Here is a 22,150-nt window from a genome sequence, read left to right as displayed (position 1 = left end):
TGCTCTTTATTCTTAATATTCTTTTTATGGCTGTTTAGTTTGCTTGAATGCTTTTATTCTTTACCATCTTAAATTCTAGGATTTTAGGTTTTAAGTTTTAAGTTTATGCTTTATACTCAAAGAGCTTATTAAGTTTGATTTTTTGAATTTAAAGCTTTGAAATTATGCTTTCAACTCTTTTAAAAGTTTTATTGATTTTTAGCTTTTCAAATTTGAATTTTTAGATTTAAATCTTGAAATTTAAGTCTATACCTTATTTTCAATGGATTTGTTAGTTTTTAAAATTCAGATTTAAGGCTTTAATCTTTAGCTTTGATTTTTTTATATCTAAATCACTCAAATGATAAATTCCATCTTTGCTTTTAATTCCACCTTGTTGCTTTGTGTTTTTTGGTTTTTGTGTTTGTTTGGGGATAATTATCAAAAAATCTAAAATTTCAAAAAAAAAAAAAAATGAAATTTGGTTATAATTTGATTTTTAAAATAAATTTTAAAAGCGAGAAAAAATGAAAAATATTATTTTGCTTGGCGGTAGTAATAGTCTTAAGGTCAATGGACTTCAAAAAGGTTTAAAAGAAGCTATTAATCAAATCAACGAAAGCTCGACGACTGTGGGGGGGGGGGATATGAGTTTCATAACCTTGCTTTAGGAGGTTGCACCGCTATACAAAATTTATATGAAGTTCAAAGGCACAAAGAGTTTTTTAAAAATGCAGAGCTTATCATAACAGAAAGCAGTATAAACGAAATTCACAACTATTTTTTAAAACAGCAATTCCCACTAGAGCTTATCTATAGAGACCTTTACTATCTTTACAAAAGCCTAGCTCTTTTAAATAAAAAAGTTTTAGTACTTTGCTTGCCAGAGTGTTCAGGGTGGATGGACTCAAGGATTAAGAAGCTTATACATAAAATTCATGCTAAACTAAGTCTTGAGTTTGGTTTAAATTTCATAGATATGCAAGAGTATTATGAAAAATACGAGCTTTTTGAGTTTGGCTCACGCATTGATGGGGGACATCAACAAGCGAGGATAATTTGTGAGTTTGGTAAAAATATTATAAATTCCCTGCCATACTATCAAAAACCAAGGACAAATCTAAAAAACGATTTGCCCAAGTTTAAAATTATAAATCCTAGCCAAATGAAACTTTTAAACGGGAATTTAAAAGAGATAATCATAAAAAACTCGGCCTTTAACGAGAGAATTTATAGATTAAACGAGGATACCAAACTTGCCTTTGCTAAAGAGCTAAATGGTTTCTATCTTTTAGGGATTCACTCGTGGAATAATATGGAAAATAGAGAAAAGGCTCTGCAAATCCCGCCTGGTTGGTTTGGTATGGTAAGAAATTTTTCTAGTGTAGCTTTTGAAAATGAAAATGAAATTTTCACGAAAGAAATGGGTTTCATAAACCAGTTTATAAGCGTTCATAAAAATTTTAAGCTTGAGAATACAAAGCTTTTTATAAATAAGGATAAAAAATTCAGCGAATTTCATGTAAATGTGGAAACTTGGGCTGAGGATGCAAGGCAGTTTTATACTAGCGATATTATAAATTTTTTCTTAGCAAATGCTTGCAAATTAGACTTTGAAGTGGATTTTAAAGACATTCAAAATACTCATTTTCAAATTCCCAAAGAATATAACTTCAACCATCTAATCCCGCCCGTTGAAGTGTATAAGGAGATAATAGATGAGTATTGTGCTGTTATGGATACTAGAAAACTAGGCACTTTACAAAATGAAAATACAAATTTAAAAATCCAAATCTCAACCCTACAAAACGAGCTAACTTCCCTACCCATACTCAAACAAAAACAAGAACTAAAGAATTTAAGCTTAGATGAAAGTATTAAAAAATTAGAGCTTAAAAAACTAGAAAAAAGCTTAGGTTTGAAACTAAGTAAGCTAGAACCAAAAATAAGTTTAAATTTAGAAGAAAGCATAAAAACTTCAGCTCTAACAAGAGTAAGAAATCATCTAGCCTATAAACTAGGTCAAGCAATTATAATTTGCAATAAAAGCTTATTTGGAATTTTATCTTTGCCTTTTGTGTTATCTTACATAAGAGCAAAACATAAAAAAGAACAAAATGCTTTAGAAGCTCTTATAAAACAAAATCCAAATTTAGCATTACCTAAACTTGAAACTTATGCTGACTATGAAAAAGCCTTAAAAGAAAAGGAATGTTTTACTTATAAGCTTGGAGAAGCAATTATGAAAGCTGATAAGACTTGGTATAAGGGTGGATATATTAAGTTTTACTTTGAGGCTAAAAAACTTGAGAGGGAGTTTAGGGGGAAGCTATAATAAGATTAAAAATAAAAAAGCTCACCGAAGTGAGCTTAAAAGCAATATTTTGAAAAGATTTAATCTTATATCGCCTTTTTGTAAAAAAAATTTAGTCTTATTTTTCTTTAAACAAAGCGTCTAATTTTTGCTCATAAGCATAATAATCAAGCATTTCATAAAGCTCCTCCCTTGTTTGCATTAAATTTAAAACCTCCTTTTGATGACCGTTTTTTAAGATGCTCTTATAAACCTCACAAGCTGCCTTATTCATAGCCCTATTAGCTGAAAGAGGATATAAAACCATGTCTATACCAACCTCGCCAAGCTCTTTGGCACTAAAATAAGGGGTTTTGCCAAACTCAGTTATATTAGCTAGCACAGGAACGCTTAAGGCCTTAGTAAAGGCTGCATATTCCTCAAGGCTTGAAATGGCCTCAGCAAAGATCATTTCAGCCCCAGCCTCAGCGTAAGCCACCGCTCTTTCAATGGCTCTTTGCTGACCCTCTATAGCATGAGCATCCGTTCTTGCCATTATGGTGAAATTTGGATCTATCTTTGCATCAAGGGCTGCTTTTATCCTATCACACATTTCATCAGTGCTTACTAGTTCTTTATTTGGGCGGTGTCCGCAGCGTTTTTGAGCAACCTGATCCTCTATATGAGTAGCAGCTGCACCTGAGCGAATAAGCTCTTTTACAGTCCTTGCTATATTAAAGGCTCCTCCAAAGCCCGTATCAGCATCCACAAGCAAGGGGGTATCAACCCTGCTGCATATTCTTCTAACATCAATGCAAACTTCTTCTAAGCCAATAATGCCAAGATCAGCTAGGCCGTAACTAGCACTTGCTACTCCGCTTCCTGAAAGATACAAGGCCTTGTGTCCTAGCTTAGTAGCTTGCAAGGCTGAGTAAGCATTGATAGTTCCTACTATGATAAGGGGCTTAGAGGTTCTTACAAGTTCTTTAAATTTCTTAGTAGCACTCATTTATTCTCCTTTTGTTCTATAAATTTTTAAATTTTTAAGATAAAATATTATAATGCCTTTTTTATCAAAAAATAAAATTTTTACAAATTTGTATGAAAACTTTGTTTTTTGTGTGAATTTTTAGAACATTATCTTAGCACTAAATTTAAATTATCTTCGTTAAGTTTATTTTTGTTTGAGTAAAAGCTTTATATAAAATATGAAATTTTGAAACAATTTAAAAATAAAACAAATAAATTTTTAAATAAATATTAATATTTAAGTTTTATTGTAGTATAATGCAAAGATTTTTATTTTAGAAGGAGAATGCAACATGAAAGCAAAAATGCCTCTTATGTTAGCTTCGTGCCTTGTAGCAAGTTCTTTGTATGCTGTTCCAACAGATGCAGATATAAAAAAACTTCAGGCACAAGTAGATGAACTCAACGAAAGGTTAGATGAAACAGAGTTTCAATCAACCCTTGACAAGATCAAGTTTAAGCTTGACTTTTCAACAGGTGTTTCAAACACTTATTTAAAAGGTATCGGCGATGCTGACAAGGCTCAAGCCTTGAACAAATGGGCAGGGGAGCTTAACCTTGACATGAACGCCAATATTAATGAATATACCAAATTTTATGGTCGTTTATCTATGGCGAAAAACTGGGGACAAATGGGTATCCAGTATAAAAATAGACCTCTTGACATCGATACAGGACGCAACCTTTCTACCTCAGGTGCAGCCCTTTATGTAAGCCGTGCTTATGTGGATCTTAGCTTCACTCCAGAGCTTATCGCGACTATAGGACGCCAACCAGGAACTGAGGGTCCGGGAAGCAATCTTAGAAACAACTCCCTAAGACAAGCAACCTACCCGGCTCTTATCGTAAATACACTGGGCGATGCTGTGTTTTTGACTTATAAGCCTGAGTTTTTAAAAGAGTATTCTTTTGCTGCAAGAGCAGGTTATGGAAGAATTTATCAATGGGACGAAGAGGGTCAAGTAAGAGACTGGATCAGCGATAGTGGCGATGTAGCAGATAGCGATCTTTACTATGTTTCAGTAGAAGGTAAAGTGCCTTATATCGATAGTATAGGCTTTGATAACAACTTGCTTATCCTTTCTTATGCAAGACTTCAAAATTTTTCTTTGCCTGTAGATAATAACCAAATCAACGCTTTTATCGGTGGGGCTGGAGTTAAAAATTTAGGTAATTCTGATTTGATTAATCTTCATTTTGAATCTTACAACATAGGTGGAAGTGGGTTTAATTATTTTGGATCTTTGGGGTATTATAAAGGAAGCAATGCCAATACCGATTTTATCATCTTGCCATCAAGTCACCCTGCTTATCAAACCGTTAAAAATGCAGTATCTTTCAATGAAAAAAATGGTTATTCTGTGCATGTTGGTGGAAGATATGATTTTTCTCAAGCATTTAAGCTAGGTGCTGAGTATTTTTATGGAAGCCGTTTTTGGTATACTATGAGCCGTCCAAGCTTTAACGATCCTTTAAATTTGCGTATGACTAGAGGACATGCAGGCGATCTTTATGCGATATATCAATACGATAAAAACCAATTCTTCCGCCTAAGCTATACTTATATCAAAAACCTTTGGGGAAATCGTGGAACACCACTTGGTGGTGCACCGGGCAAAGGTAAAGCAGCAAGTGGCTGGAATGAAAACACAGCACAAAACATTATGCTTATGTATAATGTCAAATTCTAAGAAAGGCTTGGTATGAAAAAAATTTCTTTAGTGATTTTAGCAAGCTTGCCTGTGATCGCTTTGGCTGATTGTGCAAGTTTGGCAAGTAAATACAGCGCTCCTGATCCTGCTTCAAAGACAATGGCACAAATTGAAAGATGGGTTAAAAACAAGGTTGATAACGCAGCTGATGCAAACGAGCTTAGAGAGTGTCTTCTTGCAAGAGCAGCGGATAATCCAAACCAAGCTTCTTTTGCGGGTAAATAAATAAAATTCAAGGCTTTTGCCTTGAATTTAAATTTTTAAGATAAAATACACAAAATTCTACTTTAAACGGAACTCATGCAAGAATTTATCGACTTTTTTTTAAATTTAGCAAGTCAGTGGGGGTATGTGGGTATCATCTTTTTGATGACACTTGAGAGTTGTTTTATCCCTTTTCCAAGTGAGGTCGTGATGATACCTGCTGGGTATTTGGCTTTTAAAGGGGAGTTAAATCTCTATCTTTGCATACTTTGTGGGGTTTTAGGCTCTATATTTGGAGCTTTGATTAACTACTATCTTTGCTTTTTTTGGGGTAGAAGCGTGATCTTGCGTTTTGGTAAATACATAGGCATAAATGAGGCTAAATTTTCTAAATTTGAAGAATTTTTTGAAAAACATGGGGAATTTTCAACCTTTATTTGCCGTCTTTTGCCCGGAATTCGTCAATACATTTCCATGCCAGCAGGGCTTGCAAAGATGAAAATGTTTAATTTTATCCTATATACAGGGCTTGGAAGTTTTATTTGGGTGAGTATTTTAAGCTTACTTGGGTATTTTGTAGGACAAAATGAAGAACTAATCCGCCTTTATCTTAAGGAAATACTCATAGGCTTAGTTATCTTTGCCGTGCTTGCAAGCTTGATTTATATCAAGGTTAAAAAGCCTTTTTCTAAAAAATCTTAAACTTAAGCCCATTAAAAAAAGGTCTTGCATTTTTTTTGATAGACTGCTTCTTTTAAAAATTTAAGGAAAAAACATGAAAAATTTAAAAAGCTTAATTTTAGCCTTAGCCTTTCTTTGTGTAAATTTAGCATGGGCTGAGGAGATATTTAAAGACTATGATAAATTTATAAAAGATTGTCAAAGTAAAAATGCTCATTTTTATACTTGTAGGTTTTTTGCTTTGAAGATAGATGAAAAGTTAAATAGTATAGAGTGGGACTTAATTAGGGAGGATTGGCAAGCAATAAAAACTCTTGTGCTAGTACTTGATACCTTTCATAATAAGAATATAAACAATTATCTTACAGAGGGTGTAAAAAAGGGTTTAAAAGAACTCTTTAATAGCGCTGGTCAAAAGATACAAGATGATATAAAAAATAATCCAGAGCAAAAGTATAAAGACAATCTTAGAATTCTAAACGATAGAATAAAAGAAAATGGTAGAGAGCTAAGATAGTTAAAATTTGATTTGTTTTTAAAAAACACAAAAAAGCTTTTAAGCAAAAGTAGTAAAAAGCCTTAAAGCCCCTTTAAATTTAGCTTAACTTGAGGCAAAATATAGTATAATTTCGCTTTTCATTAAGGATAAGAATGTTTGATATTATAGTTATTGGAGGAGGGCATGCTGGTATAGAAGCAAGTGGGGCAGCTTCTAGGATGGGCAAGAAAACCTTGCTTTTAACCACGCTCATAGAACAAATTGGAGCAGCTAGTTGTAATCCTGCAGTTGGTGGGCTTGCTAAGGGGCATTTGGTAAAAGAACTTGATGCTATGGGCGGTTTTATGGGCGAGCTTACTGATAAGGCTGGCTTACAGTTTCGCATATTAAATGAGAGCAAGGGCGTAGCTGTTAGGGGCTCAAGGGCTCAAATTGATATGGATAGATATAAAATTTATGCCAGAAATAAGCTTTTAAGCCTTGAAAATTTAGATATTTCTCAAGAACAAGTCCTTAGTTTAATCTTTGAAAAAGACAAAGTTATAGGGCTTAGAACAAATTTAAAAAATGAATATTTTGCTAAAAAGATAATTTTAACGACGGGCACTTTTTTAAGCGGGCTTATTCATATTGGAGAAAATAAGATAGAAGCTGGCAGGGTTGGAGAAATGGCCTCATATGCTCTTAGTGCTTCTTTAAAAGAGCTTGGCATAGAGCTTGAACGCCTTAAAACAGGCACTTGTCCAAGGGTTGCTGCAAGTAGTATTGATTTTTCAAAGCTTGAGATTCAATACGGCGATGAAAAGCCTAAGCCCTTTAGCTTTCGCACCAAGAATTTTAACCCAACCCAGCTTCCTTGCTACATAGCAAGGACAAATGAAAAAACCCACGAGCTTATTAGGGCAAATTTTCACAGAGCTCCGCTTTTTACAGGGCAAATTCAAAGCGTTGGACCAAGATATTGTCCCTCAATAGAGGATAAGATCAACCGCTTTGCAGATAAAACAAGCCATCATCTTTTCATCGAGCCTCAAAGTGCTGAGGCAAGTGAGTATTATATCAACGGCTTTTCAACCTCCTTGCCTTATGAGGTGCAAGGACAAATGCTAAGAAGCATAAGAGGCTTTGAGGAGGCTAAAATAACTCGCTTTGGCTATGCTATAGAATATGATTTTATCCAGCCAACAGGGCTTTTTCACAGCCTTGAGAGTAAGAAAATCAAAAATTTATACTGCGCTGGGCAAATTAATGGCACAACAGGTTATGAAGAAGCAGCCGCACAAGGCTTTATGGCTGGCATTAATGCAGCCCTAGCCATAGATGAAAAAGAGCCTTTTATTTTGGGGCGAGATGAAGCTTATATAGGGGTTATGATAGATGATTTGGTAAGTAAGGGCACTAAAGAGCCTTACAGAATGTTTACCTCAAGGGCTGAGTATCGTTTGCTTTTAAGAGAGGAAAATGCCATCACCAGACTTGCAAAATATGGCTTTAAATTTAGGCTTTTAAGCCAAAAAGACTTTGAGTATTGCGAAAAAATTAGAAAAAATAAGGAGCAGGGCCTAAGCTTCTTACTTCAAACAGAACTTAGTCCAAATGCTAAAAATAACGCCTTTTTAGAGGAGCTTGAAGAAGAAAAAATAAGTGCTGTAATGAGCCTTCAAAAAATAGTTGCAAGGGCTAGTTTTAATGTGCATAAGCTTAAAAGGCTTGATAAGAGCTTTGAGAAAATGGATGAGTATTCTTTAAATGAGATCTTAAATGAGGCTAAGTATTATCATTATGTGAGCATGCAAAGGGATCAGATTGAAAAAATGAGGGCTATGCAAGATCTTAAAATTCCTTCAAATTTTAATTTCAAGGCTATTTCAGGACTTAGCAATGAAGTAAGCGAAAAGCTTGAAAAATTTGCCCCAGCTACTCTTTTTGCAGCTAGTAAGATAAGTGGCATAACCCCAGCAGCCCTTGATATCTTGCAAATTTATATCAAAATGCAAGCTAAGAGATAAATTTAGACATTTTTAAATAAATTTTCGAGATTTTTAAGCCCTTCTTCATTGTTTTTGCTTTGTTCTTGTTTTAGATTAATTTCTTCAAGTTCTATAAGAAAGCCCGTGAGCATAGAAGCAAGGCGTATGTTAATCCCACTTTTGCCTATGGCTTTACTTTTTTGATCGCTGTTTAAGGTAACGATAGCTTTTTTAAGCTCTTTGCCATCTTCTTGAGTGTTTTGAATTTTTACTGAAGTGATGATAGCTGGAGCTAAGGCACGAGCGATAAGAATGGCTGGTTGGTCGCTGTATTCTATGCAGTCTATATTTTCATCGTGAAGTTCCCTACTTACTGCATTTATCCTAACTCCTTTTTGTCCCACTGTAGCACCTACTGCATCGACATTTGCATTTAGACTTTGAAGTAAGACCTTGGCTCTTTCTCCGGGAATTCTAGCACTTGCTACGATTTTTATAAGCTCATCTTTGATTTCAGGTACTTCTGCTTCAAGCAAGGCTTCTAAAAATTTAGGGCTTGTGCGAGAAAGCTCCATTTTCATACCATTTTTATCGGTAAATACTCTTCTAATGACTGCTTTAACAACATCTGCAACCTTAAATTTCTCGCCTTTAATGCGGTTTTTTCGTGGTAAAAAGGCTCTAATCTCATCTATTTCTATGAAAGTATTTTCTTCACTATCTATGCGTATCACGCTACCAAAGACCATTTTTCCTACCATATCTTGATATTTTTTAAGTATAGTTTCTTCAAGTAATTTTTGTATATGGTATTCAAGTTCTTTGTGTAAGGTATTTACGGCTGTTCGTCCTAAATTTTCTAAAGAGCATTCATAAGTAAGTTCATCGCCCACTTCCACTTCAGGTGCTTCCTTTTTTGCCTTTGAAAGAGCGATAAAATGTTCATTATCATCTTTTAATCTCTCATCATCGTCTTTTACAACGACGATTTTTTGAAAAAGATTAAGTGTTTTTGGATCAATAAAAAATTCATATTGTTCTCCGTATATATGTTTAGCTGTGTTGATCAAGGCTATTTTTACTCTTTCTTTAACATCTTCAAGTTGTAAATTTTTTTCATTAGCTATTGATTCTATTATATCTATGACCTTTTCCACGATGAACCCTTTTAAATTATTGAAAGAATTTTGTAGATTAAAATTGTATAATAAATAAGTTTAATTAAAAGTAAAATTTGCTAAAATCATAAATTCAAATTATAAGGAAATGAAAATGGATTTAAAAATAGCAAGAAACCTACCGAATGAAAAACCAAAAACTATATCTTTAGATAAGATTGAAGCGACTATAGACAAGGAAGGTCAAAACTTTTTTTATTTTGATAAGGAAATGTCCCACAAAGATTTGCTTGCTTTTGTGAAGCATTTTGAAAAAAAAGGCTTAAGTGTTTATCATAGGGTTGTTAGATACGGACTTGATGAAGATGATTATATGTATGAGGTGCATATACTTTGAGTAAGAAGCTTTTCATACAAACCCTTGGCTGCGCGATGAATGTAAGAGATAGCGAGCATATCATAGCTGAGCTTTCTAAAAAGGAAGATTATAGCCTAACTGAGGATATCAAGGAAGCTGATCTCATACTCATAAATACTTGTTCTGTGCGTGAAAAGCCCGTGCATAAGCTTTTTTCAGAAGTAGGCGGTTTTGAAAAGGTCAAAAAAGAAGGTGCTAAGATAGGAGTTTGTGGGTGTACTGCTTCTCATCTTGGAAAAGAGATCTTTAAAAGAGCGCCTAGTGTTGATTTTGTCTTAGGGGCTAGGAATATTTCAAAAATCGTTCAGGCTGTAAATACCCCTAAATTTCTTGGTGTTGATTTAGAATATGATGAAAGTGAATTTGACTTTGAAGACTTTAGGGTTAATCCTTACAAAACCTTGATAAATATCTCCATAGGTTGTGATAAAAGCTGCACCTACTGCATAGTGCCTCACACCAGAGGAGATGAAATTTCTATACCCTTTCATATCATAGAAAAAGAAGCAAAAAAGGCTGTTGAAAAGGGTGTTAAGGAGATTTTTTTACTAGGGCAAAATGTAAATAATTATGGCAAACGCTTTTCAAATGCCCATCCTAGAATAGACTTTTCTGATTTACTTCAAAGACTTAGCGAGATAGAAAACTTAGAAAGGATACGCTTTACCAGCCCTCACCCTTTACACATGGACGATAAATTTTTAAGGGTTTTTTCAAGCAATGAAAAGATTTGCAAATCCATGCATATGCCTTTGCAAAGTGGCTCTGATGAGATTTTGAAGGCTATGAAAAGAGGTTATACAAAGGAGTGGTATTTAAATAGAGCCTTTAAGCTTAAAGAGCTTTGTCCTGAGGTTAGCATTTCAACTGATATCATAGTGGCCTTTCCAAATGAAAGTGAAAGGGACTTTGAAGAGACTATGGATGTGATAGAAAGGGTGCGTTTTGAGCAAATTTTTTCCTTTAAATACTCCAAAAGACCGCTTACAAAGGCTGCTTTAATGCCAAATCAAATCGATGAAAAAACAGCTTCAAGAAGGCTTACTCATTTGCAAAATCGCCATGCTGAGATCCTAGATGAGATCGTAGCTACTAAGAAAAATGCCGAAGTTGAGGTGCTTTTTGAAGAACTTCGTGCAGGAAATGCTGTAGCTGGGCGGACAAATACAAATTTTTTGGTTCAAACTAATGGAAGCGAGGAGCTTTTAGGACAGATAAAAAGGGTGAAAATCACCAATCCAAGACGCATGGTGCTTTATGGAGAAGTGGTTTAAATTTAGCTTTGTGCCTTTTGTGATTTTTCTTTTGCAGTGGCTGATATTTATGACCTGTAGAAAGAAATTTATAGGAGAAAAAACAACAAATACGCCTTGTGTTTTGCTCTTTTGGCACGGAAGGCTTGCTTTTATGCCCTTTATTTTTAGATATATGGGCTATAAGGCTTTGGGTAAAAAGGCTTTTGTGATGATTTCTCATCATAAAGATGGAGAAATCATTGCTAAAAATATAGAGTTTTTTAATATCAACACCATAAGAGGAAGTACATATAAGGGTGCAAGTGCTGTGATTAAGGAAGCTTTTAAGGTTTTAGATAAAAATGATGATGTGGTGATTACTCCTGATGGTCCAAGAGGTCCTTGGCACAGCGTTTCTGATGGTTCAGTAATGATAGCTCAAAAAAAAGGTGTTGGAATAATGCTTTTAAACTATGAGGCAAGTAGGTATTGGGAATTTAAAACTTGGGATAAGATGATTTTACCAAAACCTTTTAGCACCATCGTTTATAGGATTTCGCCCTTGAGTGTGAAAAATTTGGAAAAAAATGAAGCTAAAGAAATGATAAAACAAAAACTTGAGGCAATAGCCCAAATGGACGGCTTTGAAAGGTTTGAGAAATGTTCTTCTTCTCTTTAAGAAAATATATGACCCAGCTTTTTGCTTGTATTATTTTTGAGGGTAAAAATAATACTTTAAGGGCACATACGATTAAGAATAAAAAGATTATTCAAACTTATGATAAGAGTTTTGAGAGCAAGGAAATGCTCCTAGAATATCTTAAAGACTTGAGTAAGGATTTTCAGCTTTATTATGTCAGTGTTTTTTTTGATGCTACAGCACAAGGGCTTGTACCTACTTCTAACCCCAAAGAGCTTGATAAATTTGGAGTAAACGCAAAGAATGTGCAATGTATAAGCATAGAAAATGCTCAAATTTATGCAGCAAAGAATTCCTTAGAAGAGTTTAAAAAGCTTTTTAGCGAATATGGCGGACTTGATCTTATTTATTCGCCCTTGATTTTGCTTTATTATCATGCAAGGCTTGCAAAACTTGATCCTAGCAAGATTACTCTTTGTATTTATAGGCATGTATCTTGCGTTGCTTTGATGATTTGTAGGGGCAAAGAAATTCTTTTTGGAAATTTTTTTGATATAGCAGAGGAAAAAACAAATACAGAAGAAGATGAGGAGGAAGGAGAAGAAAGTCCCCAAAATGAAGAAGATTTTGACTTCCAAGGTCTTGAAAAAATGCTTAATGAAAAATTAGATGATCTGAAAGAATCATCTGGTTATCAGGCAAATTTGACAGATTTTGCAAATGATATGAATATGTGTCGTTATGTTTTTTCAAGTATCCAAGAATACTATAATAATCCTATTTACAATGGCAATTTTATCGATGATTTGCTCATTTTTGATACAGAAAATATTAGTGAGGCTATACTTGATTATATAGAGGGAGAAATTTTTCTCAAGCCTCGTGTGATTAAGGTTGATACCTTGGATACTATGGGAGAATTAATGAAAAAGGAGCTTAAGGCATGAGTTATAGTTTTATCAAACCAAAGTTAAAATCAGCCCTAAGCTTGCTAACAAAAATTTGGTTGATATTTTTTATCGGTGCTTTGGGTTTTATTGTTTTGGTGTATTTTTTCTTAGCGACGAGGTATTTACTCACAAGTAGTGAGCTGAGTGAAAAAAAAGAAGAACTTGTTAAAATGCAAGAAAAAACCTTACAAAATGAAGAATCATTTAGGACCTTAAGCCAGAGGAAAAATATAGCTTTAAAGATCAGGGGAAAAGACGGCAGCAATGAAATAGAAATCAATAGGGTCTTAAACAATCTTTTTAGCATAGTCATTAGCTCAGGTAGTATTCGTTTAAATGAGCTTGAGATGAATGAAAATAGTCTTAAAATAAGTGGAGTTACGCCCACTAAAGAAATGTTTTCTTTATTGATACAAACTCCATTGAAAAGCACCTTTGATGAGAGTAGAACAACTTTTTATCCTCTACAAAATGGCTGGTATGGCTTTTTGTCTATCAATAAAAAACTTTCAGGAGTTCAAGAGTGAAAACAGATAAGAGTTTAGAAGATGCAAAATTTTTGACCCTAGCCATATATGCTTTGGTATTTGTAGCTTTGTGTGGGTTATTGATCATTTTTTTACTCTTGCCTCTTGTTAATAAACACAAGATTGTTGCTTCAAATCTTGCTTCGCAAAATTTGATTAACCAAAGTATTCAAAATGTTTTAAATCAAAGTCAAGCTATGCTTGATGAGCTTATAAGTGAGAATAATCAAACCCTTACTCATTTTGATACAGCCTTCAAAAAGGAAAGATTTGTGGAGTTTGCTGGAGATTTTTTTGAGGTGGTGCAACTAGAAGAGCAAAATATCACCCAAACAGAGCCATATCTTAAAGCCCTTTTTCATCTTAAAGCTAAGATAAAGACTCCAAATGATTTGTATGCTTTTATTGAAGCTTTAAATGAATATGATAATGTTATAAAGATCGTTTTTCCTTTTGAGCTTAAAATTAATCAAGATAAGATTGATATGGACTTAAATTTTAAGGTTTATTCCTCAAAATAATCTTAAAATCTTTGCAAGGAATTTGAACTTGCAAGGATTTTATCGATAAGCTCGGCAATAAAGCTCGAACTTTGTTGAGAGAGCTTATCCATAAATTTATCCACCACATCAGGCTTAGCCCAAATCGCCGTTTTTACACCACTTAGCTTTTGAAGTTCTAGTTTTGCTTTTTGGATATTGCCAAGCTCATCGATGAGTCCAAGCTCTAAGGCTTGATCGGCTAAAAATACTCTCGCATCAGCCCATTTTTGTCTTTGATGAAACTCAAGCTTTCTTTCATCAGCAACAAAGTGAGTAAAAATATCATAGCTTTTTTCGACTAAATTTTGCAGATACTCTTTTTCTTCTTCGCTCCATTTTCTTGTAAAAGTGCCAGCCTCTTTGTAAGTCCCAGCTTTTATGGTTTGAGCCTTTATGCCAAGTTTGTTTGCAAGCTCACTCAAATCAGCTCCTTGCATGATAACGCCTATTGAGCCTATGAAACTTGCAGGATTTGAGATGATTTTATTAGCACTTGCAGCACTAAGATAACTTCCACTTGCCATTGTTCCGCTTGCATAAGCCACGACAGGCTTTTTGCTTTTTAAATCCTTTATCGCCAAAGCAAGTTCCATACTTGGGGCAAAAGCTCCACCCGGAGAATCCACGACAAAAAGCACCCCTTTAATCGCCTCATTATCTTTTGCTTTATTGATTGTTTCTATGAGTTTATCAACATTGTTGATTTGACCTTGCAGATCAATTCTTTGCAAATTTGCCAAAGAACTTGGTGTATTTGAGCTTGTATTTAAAAGCCAAAGGACTAGTAGAAGTAAAACAAAGGTTTTAAAATAGGTGTTGATATAGTTTATACAAGAGCCAAGCATCTTGAAAAATGATTTTATAAATCGCATTTTTTTCCTTTGATAAATAAAGAAGCAACTTCTTTGCTTTGTAAGATGAAATGTAAAGGAAGTTGGTTTAAACTGCATTCATTCACTTCAAATACACTAAAATCAGCCTCTTTGCCAGCTTTAATTTCTCCTAAATTCAGATCAAGAGCCTTAGCTGGCTTTAAAGTTGCCATTAAAATGAGTATTTTAGCAAATTTTTCTAACTCCAAGTAAGAATGTATCATTAAATTTGCTCTCATTTCATCAAGCATGGATAAAGAAGTATTTGAGCTAAGTCCGTCCGTTCCAAGATGAGTGTTTATACCATTTTTAAGGGCTTTTTTTATGTCAAAAGTTTTTTTACCAAGCAAGCGATTTGACATAGCACAATGAGTGATTGAGTGTAAATTTTTATCCAAAAGTTCAAATTCTTTTAAATACACACAATGTGTAAAAAGTGTTCTTTGTTTTTCAAAAAGCTTTAAAAATGAATTTATATCGTAGTTTGGTTTAGGATCTTTTTCAAAAAATTCGAGCCATTTTTTAAATTTACCCCTTGATTTTCTAAGCCACAGATTTTCATAGGAATTTTCTAAAAAATGCGTGCTTACAAGTAAGTTTTTTTCCTTGGCTAAATTTAAGGCAAATCGAGCTAAATTTTCATTTGTTGAGTAAGGAGAATGCACCGAAATAGCAGGGATAAAAAGCTCATTTTTAAATTTCAAGCTTTCATTAAATCTTTTCATAAATTCAAGTTTTTTTTCCTCGCTATTTTCTTTGCTTACTCCTAAGATTTCATTAAAAAAAATCACACGCATAGAACTTTTCACACAAGCACTTAAATCACTGCCAAAGCTTGAAATTTCGCCTATTGTAGCTGTGCCACTTTTTTGCATACTTTTTATCGTCTTTAAGATCAGTTCTTCTTTGGCTTCTTTGCTTAAAAAATCCCTACAAGAAATGACACTTTTAAGCCATATTAAAAAGTCTCCAAATTCTAAATTTGAGGCATTAGCACTAAATTCAAGATGAGTGTGAGGGTTGATAAAGGCTGGAAGTATTAAGGAATTTTTTGGAGTTTTGATATGCTTTGCTTGAGGGTATTTTTTTTGCAAGTCTTTTAAATTTGCAATTTCGATGATTTTTTCATCAAATACAAAGGCTTTGTTTTCTAAAATACTAAAATCTTCATCACATAAAAAAATATATCTTGCTTCAATGATATTCATTTTCTTCCCTTTAAAAGCTAAATTCTAGCAAAATTTTAGTTTTAAAATGCTATAATTGAGCTTATTTTTTAAAAAAAGGTTTTCAAATGAAAATTATGGTGATTCAAGGACCAAATATCAACATGCTAGGACTTAGAGAAACAGCTATCTATGGACCTATGAAAATGGAAGAAATTCATGAGCAGATGAAGATCGCAGCCACACAACAACCAGGACTTGAGCTTGAGTTTTTTCAAAGTAATTTTGAAGGAGAAATCGTTGATAAAATTCAAGAATGCCTTGGAACAGCTGATGGTATTATCTTAAATGCTGCTGCTTATACGCATACAAGCGTTGCGATTCGCGATGCGATAGCGGCTGTAAATTTGCCTGTAATCGAGGTGCATATTACTAATGTGCATAGAAGAGAGGAATTTCGTCATAAGAGCCTTATAGCTCCTGTTTGTGCTGGAAGTATCATCGGTTTTGGGGCTTTTAGTTATCATTTAGCCTTAATGGGCATTTTGCAAATTTGTGATCAAATTGCCAAATTAAAAGCAAACGCTAATCAGTAGCCTATGCAGTGCTTCAAAGTCCAAGGAGTGAGAAAAATGCAAAGGATTAATTTTTTTCCGTTTTCATCTTCTTGCTATAATGAGGGTAAGTATTTTGCCTTGATAGGACTTGGAAGCAATATTTTTGATGAAAAAAAGCGTTTCAAGCAGCTTTTTAGAGCCTTAATGCAAGATAAAAGGATACGGGTTTTAAAAACTTCATCTTTACTGATCAATGAAGCTTTTGGTTATAAGGAGCAAAAGGATTTTACAAATGCACTTATGCTTGTTCAAACTTCTTTGCATGCAAGAATGCTTTTAAAAATTTTATTATATTACGAGCTTAAATTTAAACGCACAAGGAGTTTTAAAAACGCTCCAAGAACGCTTGATCTTGACTTGCTTTATTTTAGTGCAAAGACTAAGCAAGATGAGTATTGTACTTTGCCTCATGGAGGTGTTTATGAGAGGTTGAGCGTGATTTTGCCTTTGGGCGAACTTTTAAGAAAGGATTTTTGTGGGAAAATTGGTTCATACTTTCACGGTTGAAGATACAGATGAGATCATTCCTAGAGTTAAACAGGATTTTGGCGATGAAGCTATGATAGTAACACATAAGCAAATCAGAGCAAAAACTATGACTCAAAAGCCCTTATATGAAGTTGTTGTAGCGATTGATGAAAAGGATTATGAAGCACATCTTAAGAAAATGGGCAAAAGCTTAGATAAAAAAAGCTCAGTCGAGGTAAAAGCTGAACCAAAACCCAACAAAAATACTTATCCTTTGGTTGATGATAAAGAAGATGTGATTTTGGATTTTTCAAATGCAGCAAAAACAAGTTCTTCGTATTCTAAGCCTATAAATACACAAATGAATGCTCAAAGTAAGCTTGATAATTTTAAGCAAAGATTATCAGAGGTAAGCTCAGAAATTGGCAAAGTAACAGGGCTAAGTGAGGAAATTTCTAGAAGTGTTCCTCCAAGTTATGATAAAAAAATGGAGTCCTTTGAAAAGCAAATCAATGCCTTGAGCCAGCAAGTAAGCTTAGTTGTTGATATGATGTGGCAGGATAAGGCAGATCTTAGGAATAATCTTGTCATTCCTCCTGAATTTGCTAGTATTTACAAGCAAGCTAAGGAAAGTGGCATGAAAGAAGAGCATTTAGAAGCCATTATGAAAGCGACGATTGAAAATATGCCAGCGATGATGAAAAGTAATCCTGAAGCTGTGTCAAGGTATTTTCATTCTTTGCTTCGCAATATGCTTCCTTGCAGGGCTGAAACAGAGATAAAAAAGCAAAAAATTATGATGCTTGTTGGTCCAACAGGTGTTGGGAAGACGACAACCTTAGCAAAGCTAGCCTTTCGTTATGCTTATGGGGACAAACGCTATAAAACGGGTATCATTACGCTTGATACTTATAGAATAGGTGCTGTTGAGCAACTCTTTCAATATGCTAAAATGATGAAGCTTCCTATTATTGATAGTATTGAGCCAAAGGATTTAGATGAGGCGATTAAAAATTTAAATCACTGCGAGGTTATTTTGGTTGATACCATAGGCAATTCACAATACGATCAAGGAAAGCTTGCAAAAACAAAAGAATTTTTATCGCATTCAAATGCTCAAATTGATGTGAATTTGGTTATTTCAGCAAATACCAAATATGAAGATTTATTAGAAATTTACAAAAATTTCTCTTCTTTGAACATAGACACGCTCATCATCACTAAATTTGATGAAACAAAGGTTTTTGGTAATATCTTTTCCTTGATTTATGAGATCAATGTTCCTATGAGCTTTTTTTCTGTGGGTCAAGAAGTTCCTGATGATATAGAGCTTGCTAATAGTGAATTTTTGGTTAATTGTATCTTAGAGGGTTTTAAGAGGGATAGTGATGATGAATCAAGCAAATAAACTTCAAAATTTAATGTCAAAAACATCAAAGCCACACAAGGGAACGCATTTTGTGGCGATCACAAGTGGTAAAGGTGGGGTTGGAAAAAGCACTATCAGTGCAAATTTGGGAAATATTTTAGCAAAAAATGGCTATAAGGTCGGTCTTTTTGATGCGGATATCGGGCTTGCAAATTTAGATGTACTTTTAAATGTGAGAGCGGATAAAAATTTACTTCATGTTTTAAGAAGCGAATGCTCTCTTGAAGATGTTTTGATAGAGGTTAAAGAAAATTTATGGCTCATACCCGGAGAAAGTGGAGATGAAATTTTAAAATATGATGATAAAAATATTTATGAACGCTTTTTAAATCAAGCTAGTGTTTTAGATAATCTTGATTTTCTTATCATAGATACAGGAGCTGGCATTGGGGGTAATATACAAAATTTCTTAGAAATGGCTGATGAGGTTGTGGTCGTTACCGTGCCTGATCCTGCCGCGATAACTGATGCTTATGCGATGATTAAGGCAAGCTCTAAGACGAAAGAAAATCTTTTGATGCTTTTAAATTCAGTTAAAAATGAAGATGAGGCTTTAAGAGTGTTTGGGAATATCAAAAAGGTTGCCGCAGTGAATATCAAGCACCCTTTAAGCCTCGAATTGCTAGGTTTTTTAAGTCAAAGTAAAGATATAAGTAGTAGTATTAAAAAAAGAACACTTTTTACTGATGAGGATACGAATGCTACAGATGAGTTTAAAGCTCTAGTTTCTAAGCTTTTGTATAGGTTGGAACAAAAAGTGCTTGATGATGCTTCAAAGAAGAGTTTTTCAAATTTCTTTAAGAAAATTATTGAAAGATTTTGATTTGGCAAAGATTGAAGGAAATTTAAAATGAGACCGGAGAATTTCGTAGCATTTTTTACAGTTTGTGGTTTTTTTATAGGACTTGCTTTTAGTGTTGTAAGTATTGATGGTGCTATGGAAATGTTTATTTTTACCTGCCTTATTACCTTTTGTTTTTATATTTTAGTGCATATTTCTATCATGTATTTTATTGATGTTAAAAAAATTAGCGGAAAAATGTTTAATAAAGAGAAATATGAAGATATTAGCAATGTGATCATCAATGATCTAGCTATTAGAGAAAAGAAAATGGATCATCTCTTAGAAAAGCTCGATGAGGAAAGAGCCGAGCTTAAGAAAAATGATGCCAAAGAAAGACGCAAAAATGCTAAAAAGCAACGAGCAGCCTAATAATCCTTATGCACAGCTTCTTAAAAAGGAGCAAGATGAACTTGTTGTTTCCTATATGCCAGCTCTTCGTGCTATGGCTTTTAGGCTTAAGGAGCGTTTGCCATCAAATATAGATGTTAATGATCTTATCGGTGTAGGCGTTGAGGAGATGATCAAGCTTTCTCGTCGTTATGATAAAGAGCAAAATGATAGTTTTTGGGGCTATGCAAAAAAGCGTGTTAATGGTGCTATGCTTGATTATCTTCGTAGTCTTGATGTATTAAGTAGAGGTAATAGAAAGATTATTAAAGATATAGATATTTTGATTGATGAGTATTATCAAGAGCATGAATGCGAGCCTGATGATGAGTATCTTGCAAAGGCTTTAAATTTAGAGGTAGAAAAGATAAAAGAGGTTCGTTTGGTTCATTCTTTAAGCTATGTTTTACCCTTAGATGATCAGCTTAATTTCTATCAAGAAGATAATACTATGGAAAAGATAGAAAAACAAGCCTTGCTTGAGAAGATTAATGAGATTTTAGATGAGTTAAAAGAACGAGATCAGCTTATTATTCAGCTTTATTATTATGAGGAATTAAATTTAAAAGAAATCAGTGAAATTTTAAATATCAGCGAAAGTCGAATTTCTCAAATTCATAAAAGGCTTTTGAAAAAAATTAGAGAAAGGATAGTCAGTGGCTGAGATATTATCCCAAGAAGAAATTGACGCCTTACTTGAGGTTGTTGATGATGCTGATACCGGTATTTCTCATTCAAAAGAAGAAAAAGATGAGAGAAATATCGTTGTTTATGATTTTAAGCGTCCAAACAGGGTTTCAAAAGAGCAACTTCGCTCTATCAAGGGTATCCATGATAAATTAGCAAGAAATTTAGCCTCTCAAATTTCATCTATGATGAGAAGTATCGTTGAGATCAAGCTTCACTCAGTTGATCAAATGACTTATGGGGAGTTTTTGATGAGCTTACCAAGCCCAACTAGCTTCAATGTTTTTTCTATCAAGCCCTTAGATGGAAACTGCGTTTTAGAAATCAATCCAAGTATAGCTTTTCCTATGATAGATAGGCTCTTAGGAGGGCAGGGCGAAAGCTATGAAACCTTAAGAGAGCTTACTGATATAGAGCTAAATTTGCTTGATAGTATTTTGCGTATCATCATGCAAAGACTCAAAGAAAGCTGGGCAACCGTAACTGAAATTTATCCTAGCGTTGAAGCTAAAGAATCAAGCCCAAATGTTGTTCAAATCGTTGCTCAAAATGAAATCGTTATCATGGTTGTTATGGAAATCATCATAGGAAATTCAAGCGGCATGGTTAATATTTGTTATCCTGTGGTGCATTTGGAAAGTATTTTAAGTCGCTTGGCAAATCGTGATATCATGATGGGTGAAACTTCAGCTAAAAAATCAAGAAATAAAGAGCTCAAAACACTTATAGGTCGTGCTGAGGTGGTTTATGAGGCGATTTTAGGCAAAACCTTGATCAGTGTTGATGAGTTTTTAGAGCTTAAGCAAGGAGATATTTTAAGACTTGACAGACAAGCTGATGATAAGGCTATAGTTAGCATTGATAAAAAAGAAGTCTTTTTGGCACAAATTGGCTTGCATCGTTTTAGAAAATCCATCAAAATCACTGAGCTTATCCGCACTGATAAAGATGAAATCAAAGAAATCTTGGAAAAATACGAAGAAGAGCGTCGCGCAAAAGCTAATGTTTATGATGAAAGGGAAAATGAAGAGGAGGAAGAAATCCTATGATCAATGAGTTTTTAAAATTTTTTACCAATGAAGCTACGAGTACTATAGAAGGACTTACGGGTAAATCAGCTGAATTTAGCGAGTATCAAGAATTTGATGTAAGCACTCAAGATACGATGAAACCTCCTTTAGTTAGAGCCGTTTTTAATCTTAGCGGAGGCGGAAAATTTGGAGTTTTAGCAAGTGCTGTTTTAATGAGTGCTATTGGCGAATGGATGATGGGGGAAGAAGAAATTTCTCGTAATGATCAACTTAGTGCCGATGAAATGGATGCTGCAAAGGAAGCTATCTTAAATATCATTTCAGCTTTTTCAACCACCATTGGAGCGCAAAAAGAAATTCCTAAGATGGATTTTGAGCTTGAAAAATGCGATTTTGTTGGTGATAGTTTAGATTTGCAGGACTTTGTGAAACTTTATTTTTTTGATGTAAAAATAGCTGATTTGAGTGAAAAAATTGCCTTGGTTTTTAACCAAAGACTTTATTCTTCTATTGCAAAAGATCAAGGTTTGGGTATTGGTATGTCAGGCGGAGATGATGTTGAGAAGAAAATTTCAGTAGCAGCAGAAGAGCTTAAAAATATCAATCTTATCATGGATGTTCGTTTGCCTGTTCGTGTTCGTATAGGCAATAAAAAAATGCTTTTAAAAGATGTATTAACTATGGATATAGGTTCTGTTGTGGAACTTAATCAACTTGCTAATGATCCGCTTGAAATTTTAATTGGCGATAAAAGGATAGCTTATGGGGAAGTTGTGATCGTCGATGGTAATTTTGGCGTGCAAATCACTGATATAGGTAGTAAAAAAGAGAGATTAGAGCAGTTAAGATAAG

General features: G+C 34.1%; 25 protein-coding genes. 21 read left to right on the top strand and 4 right to left on the bottom strand.

The features are described 5' to 3' along the window. The first annotated feature begins 506 nt into the window (after window positions 1–506). Complete coding sequence (locus DMB92_RS09195) at window positions 507–650, top strand: hypothetical protein (RefSeq protein WP_185900184.1); 144 nt, start codon at window positions 507–509, stop codon at window positions 648–650. A gap of 230 nt (window positions 651–880) precedes the next feature. Then, a complete protein-coding gene (locus DMB92_RS08350; protein WP_142682606.1) occupies window positions 881–2,314 on the top strand; it encodes an alpha-2,3-sialyltransferase in 1,434 nt (477 codons plus the stop codon). A gap of 97 nt (window positions 2,315–2,411) precedes the next feature. Here DMB92_RS08350 and prpB read toward each other — a convergent pair whose 3' ends face one another. Continuing rightward, window positions 2,412–3,281, bottom strand: coding sequence for a methylisocitrate lyase (gene prpB, locus DMB92_RS08345; protein WP_142682605.1), 870 nt, complete (start codon window positions 3,279–3,281; stop codon window positions 2,412–2,414). 313 nt (window positions 3,282–3,594) lie between these two features. Here prpB and DMB92_RS08340 point away from each other — a divergent pair, with 313 nt between their 5' ends. From DMB92_RS08340 to mnmG, 5 genes are all read left to right on the top strand, one after another. Continuing rightward, complete coding sequence (locus DMB92_RS08340; RefSeq protein WP_142682604.1) at window positions 3,595–4,992, top strand: DUF3373 family protein; 1,398 nt, start codon at window positions 3,595–3,597, stop codon at window positions 4,990–4,992. A gap of 12 nt (window positions 4,993–5,004) precedes the next feature. Continuing rightward, window positions 5,005–5,238, top strand: coding sequence for a hypothetical protein (locus tag DMB92_RS08335; RefSeq protein ID WP_142682603.1), 234 nt, complete (start codon window positions 5,005–5,007; stop codon window positions 5,236–5,238). A gap of 75 nt (window positions 5,239–5,313) precedes the next feature. After that, complete coding sequence (locus DMB92_RS08330; protein ID WP_142682602.1) at window positions 5,314–5,919, top strand: DedA family protein; 606 nt, start codon at window positions 5,314–5,316, stop codon at window positions 5,917–5,919. 73 nt (window positions 5,920–5,992) lie between these two features. After that, window positions 5,993–6,415, top strand: coding sequence for a hypothetical protein (locus tag DMB92_RS08325; protein WP_142682601.1), 423 nt, complete (start codon window positions 5,993–5,995; stop codon window positions 6,413–6,415). Window positions 6,416–6,549: 134 nt separating this feature from the next. Next, window positions 6,550–8,406, top strand: a complete 1,857-nt coding sequence (gene mnmG, locus DMB92_RS08320; protein WP_142682600.1) for a tRNA uridine-5-carboxymethylaminomethyl(34) synthesis enzyme MnmG — start codon at window positions 6,550–6,552, stop codon at window positions 8,404–8,406. A 2-nt stretch (window positions 8,407–8,408) separates the two neighbouring features. On the opposite strand, the gene nusA is transcribed toward mnmG, so the two are convergent. Further along, entirely contained in the window at window positions 8,409–9,524 is a 1,116-nt protein-coding gene (gene nusA / locus DMB92_RS08315) for a transcription termination factor NusA (protein WP_142682599.1), read from the bottom strand. A gap of 115 nt (window positions 9,525–9,639) precedes the next feature. Between nusA and DMB92_RS08310 the strand changes: the two genes are divergently transcribed. Genes DMB92_RS08310 through DMB92_RS08285 form a run of 6 tightly spaced genes read left to right on the top strand, consistent with a single transcriptional unit; the run spans window position 9,640 to window position 13,776 of the window. Continuing rightward, entirely contained in the window at window positions 9,640–9,882 is a 243-nt protein-coding gene (locus tag DMB92_RS08310; protein WP_142682598.1) for an HP0268 family nuclease, read from the top strand. Continuing rightward, on the top strand, window positions 9,879–11,177 hold the full coding sequence (gene miaB, locus DMB92_RS08305; protein ID WP_142682597.1) for a tRNA (N6-isopentenyl adenosine(37)-C2)-methylthiotransferase MiaB: 1,299 nt from the start codon (window positions 9,879–9,881) through the stop codon (window positions 11,175–11,177). The genes DMB92_RS08310 and miaB overlap by 4 nt, the downstream gene beginning before the upstream one ends. Continuing rightward, complete coding sequence (locus tag DMB92_RS08300) at window positions 11,161–11,817, top strand: lysophospholipid acyltransferase family protein (RefSeq protein ID WP_142682596.1); 657 nt, start codon at window positions 11,161–11,163, stop codon at window positions 11,815–11,817. Before miaB ends, DMB92_RS08300 begins: the two co-directional genes overlap by 17 nt. Beyond that, window positions 11,799–12,725 carry a hypothetical protein gene (locus tag DMB92_RS08295; RefSeq protein WP_142682595.1) on the top strand — a complete coding sequence of 309 codons (927 nt, stop codon included), beginning with the start codon at window positions 11,799–11,801 and terminating at the stop codon, window positions 12,723–12,725. The genes DMB92_RS08300 and DMB92_RS08295 overlap by 19 nt, the downstream gene beginning before the upstream one ends. Next, complete coding sequence (locus tag DMB92_RS08290) at window positions 12,722–13,255, top strand: hypothetical protein (protein WP_142682594.1); 534 nt, start codon at window positions 12,722–12,724, stop codon at window positions 13,253–13,255. Before DMB92_RS08295 ends, DMB92_RS08290 begins: the two co-directional genes overlap by 4 nt. Beyond that, the gene (locus tag DMB92_RS08285) at window positions 13,252–13,776 is read left to right on the top strand and encodes a hypothetical protein (protein ID WP_142682593.1); all 525 of its coding nucleotides are present in this window, start codon (window positions 13,252–13,254) and stop codon (window positions 13,774–13,776) included. Before DMB92_RS08290 ends, DMB92_RS08285 begins: the two co-directional genes overlap by 4 nt. A gap of 2 nt (window positions 13,777–13,778) precedes the next feature. On the opposite strand, the gene sppA is transcribed toward DMB92_RS08285, so the two are convergent. After that, complete coding sequence (gene sppA / locus DMB92_RS08280) at window positions 13,779–14,669, bottom strand: signal peptide peptidase SppA (protein WP_142682592.1); 891 nt, start codon at window positions 14,667–14,669, stop codon at window positions 13,779–13,781. Then, complete coding sequence (locus DMB92_RS08275; protein WP_142682591.1) at window positions 14,657–15,877, bottom strand: metal-dependent hydrolase; 1,221 nt, start codon at window positions 15,875–15,877, stop codon at window positions 14,657–14,659. The genes sppA and DMB92_RS08275 overlap by 13 nt, the downstream gene beginning before the upstream one ends. An 86-nt stretch (window positions 15,878–15,963) precedes the next feature. Here DMB92_RS08275 and aroQ point away from each other — a divergent pair, with 86 nt between their 5' ends. Genes aroQ through fliY form a run of 8 tightly spaced genes read left to right on the top strand, consistent with a single transcriptional unit; the run spans window position 15,964 to window position 22,149 of the window. After that, window positions 15,964–16,431, top strand: a complete 468-nt coding sequence (gene aroQ / locus DMB92_RS08270; protein ID WP_142682590.1) for a type II 3-dehydroquinate dehydratase — start codon at window positions 15,964–15,966, stop codon at window positions 16,429–16,431. Window positions 16,432–16,434: 3 nt separating this feature from the next. Next, the gene (gene folK, locus DMB92_RS08265; protein ID WP_142682589.1) at window positions 16,435–16,959 is read left to right on the top strand and encodes a 2-amino-4-hydroxy-6-hydroxymethyldihydropteridine diphosphokinase; all 525 of its coding nucleotides are present in this window, start codon (window positions 16,435–16,437) and stop codon (window positions 16,957–16,959) included. Continuing rightward, window positions 16,928–18,328, top strand: a complete 1,401-nt coding sequence (flhF, locus tag DMB92_RS08260; protein ID WP_142682588.1) for a flagellar biosynthesis protein FlhF — start codon at window positions 16,928–16,930, stop codon at window positions 18,326–18,328. The genes folK and flhF overlap by 32 nt, the downstream gene beginning before the upstream one ends. Continuing rightward, entirely contained in the window at window positions 18,309–19,172 is an 864-nt protein-coding gene (gene flhG, locus DMB92_RS08255; protein WP_142682587.1) for a flagella biosynthesis ATPase FlhG, read from the top strand. The genes flhF and flhG overlap by 20 nt, the downstream gene beginning before the upstream one ends. 27 nt (window positions 19,173–19,199) lie before the next feature. Then, complete coding sequence (locus DMB92_RS08250; RefSeq protein ID WP_142682586.1) at window positions 19,200–19,562, top strand: hypothetical protein; 363 nt, start codon at window positions 19,200–19,202, stop codon at window positions 19,560–19,562. Then, a complete protein-coding gene (locus DMB92_RS08245) occupies window positions 19,537–20,244 on the top strand; it encodes an RNA polymerase sigma factor FliA (RefSeq protein ID WP_185900185.1) in 708 nt (235 codons plus the stop codon). Before DMB92_RS08250 ends, DMB92_RS08245 begins: the two co-directional genes overlap by 26 nt. Next, window positions 20,237–21,316, top strand: coding sequence for a flagellar motor switch protein FliM (gene fliM, locus DMB92_RS08240; RefSeq protein ID WP_142682584.1), 1,080 nt, complete (start codon window positions 20,237–20,239; stop codon window positions 21,314–21,316). Before DMB92_RS08245 ends, fliM begins: the two co-directional genes overlap by 8 nt. Continuing rightward, the gene (gene fliY, locus DMB92_RS08235; RefSeq protein ID WP_142682583.1) at window positions 21,313–22,149 is read left to right on the top strand and encodes a flagellar motor switch protein FliY; all 837 of its coding nucleotides are present in this window, start codon (window positions 21,313–21,315) and stop codon (window positions 22,147–22,149) included. Before fliM ends, fliY begins: the two co-directional genes overlap by 4 nt. Window position 22,150: the final 1 nt, after the last annotated feature.

It is taken from the genome of Campylobacter sp. MIT 99-7217 (assembly GCF_006864365.1).
Taxonomy (GTDB): domain Bacteria; phylum Campylobacterota; class Campylobacteria; order Campylobacterales; family Campylobacteraceae; genus Campylobacter_D.
Note: the sequence above shows the minus strand (reverse complement) of the source record. Positions and strands in the feature narration are given on the sequence as shown.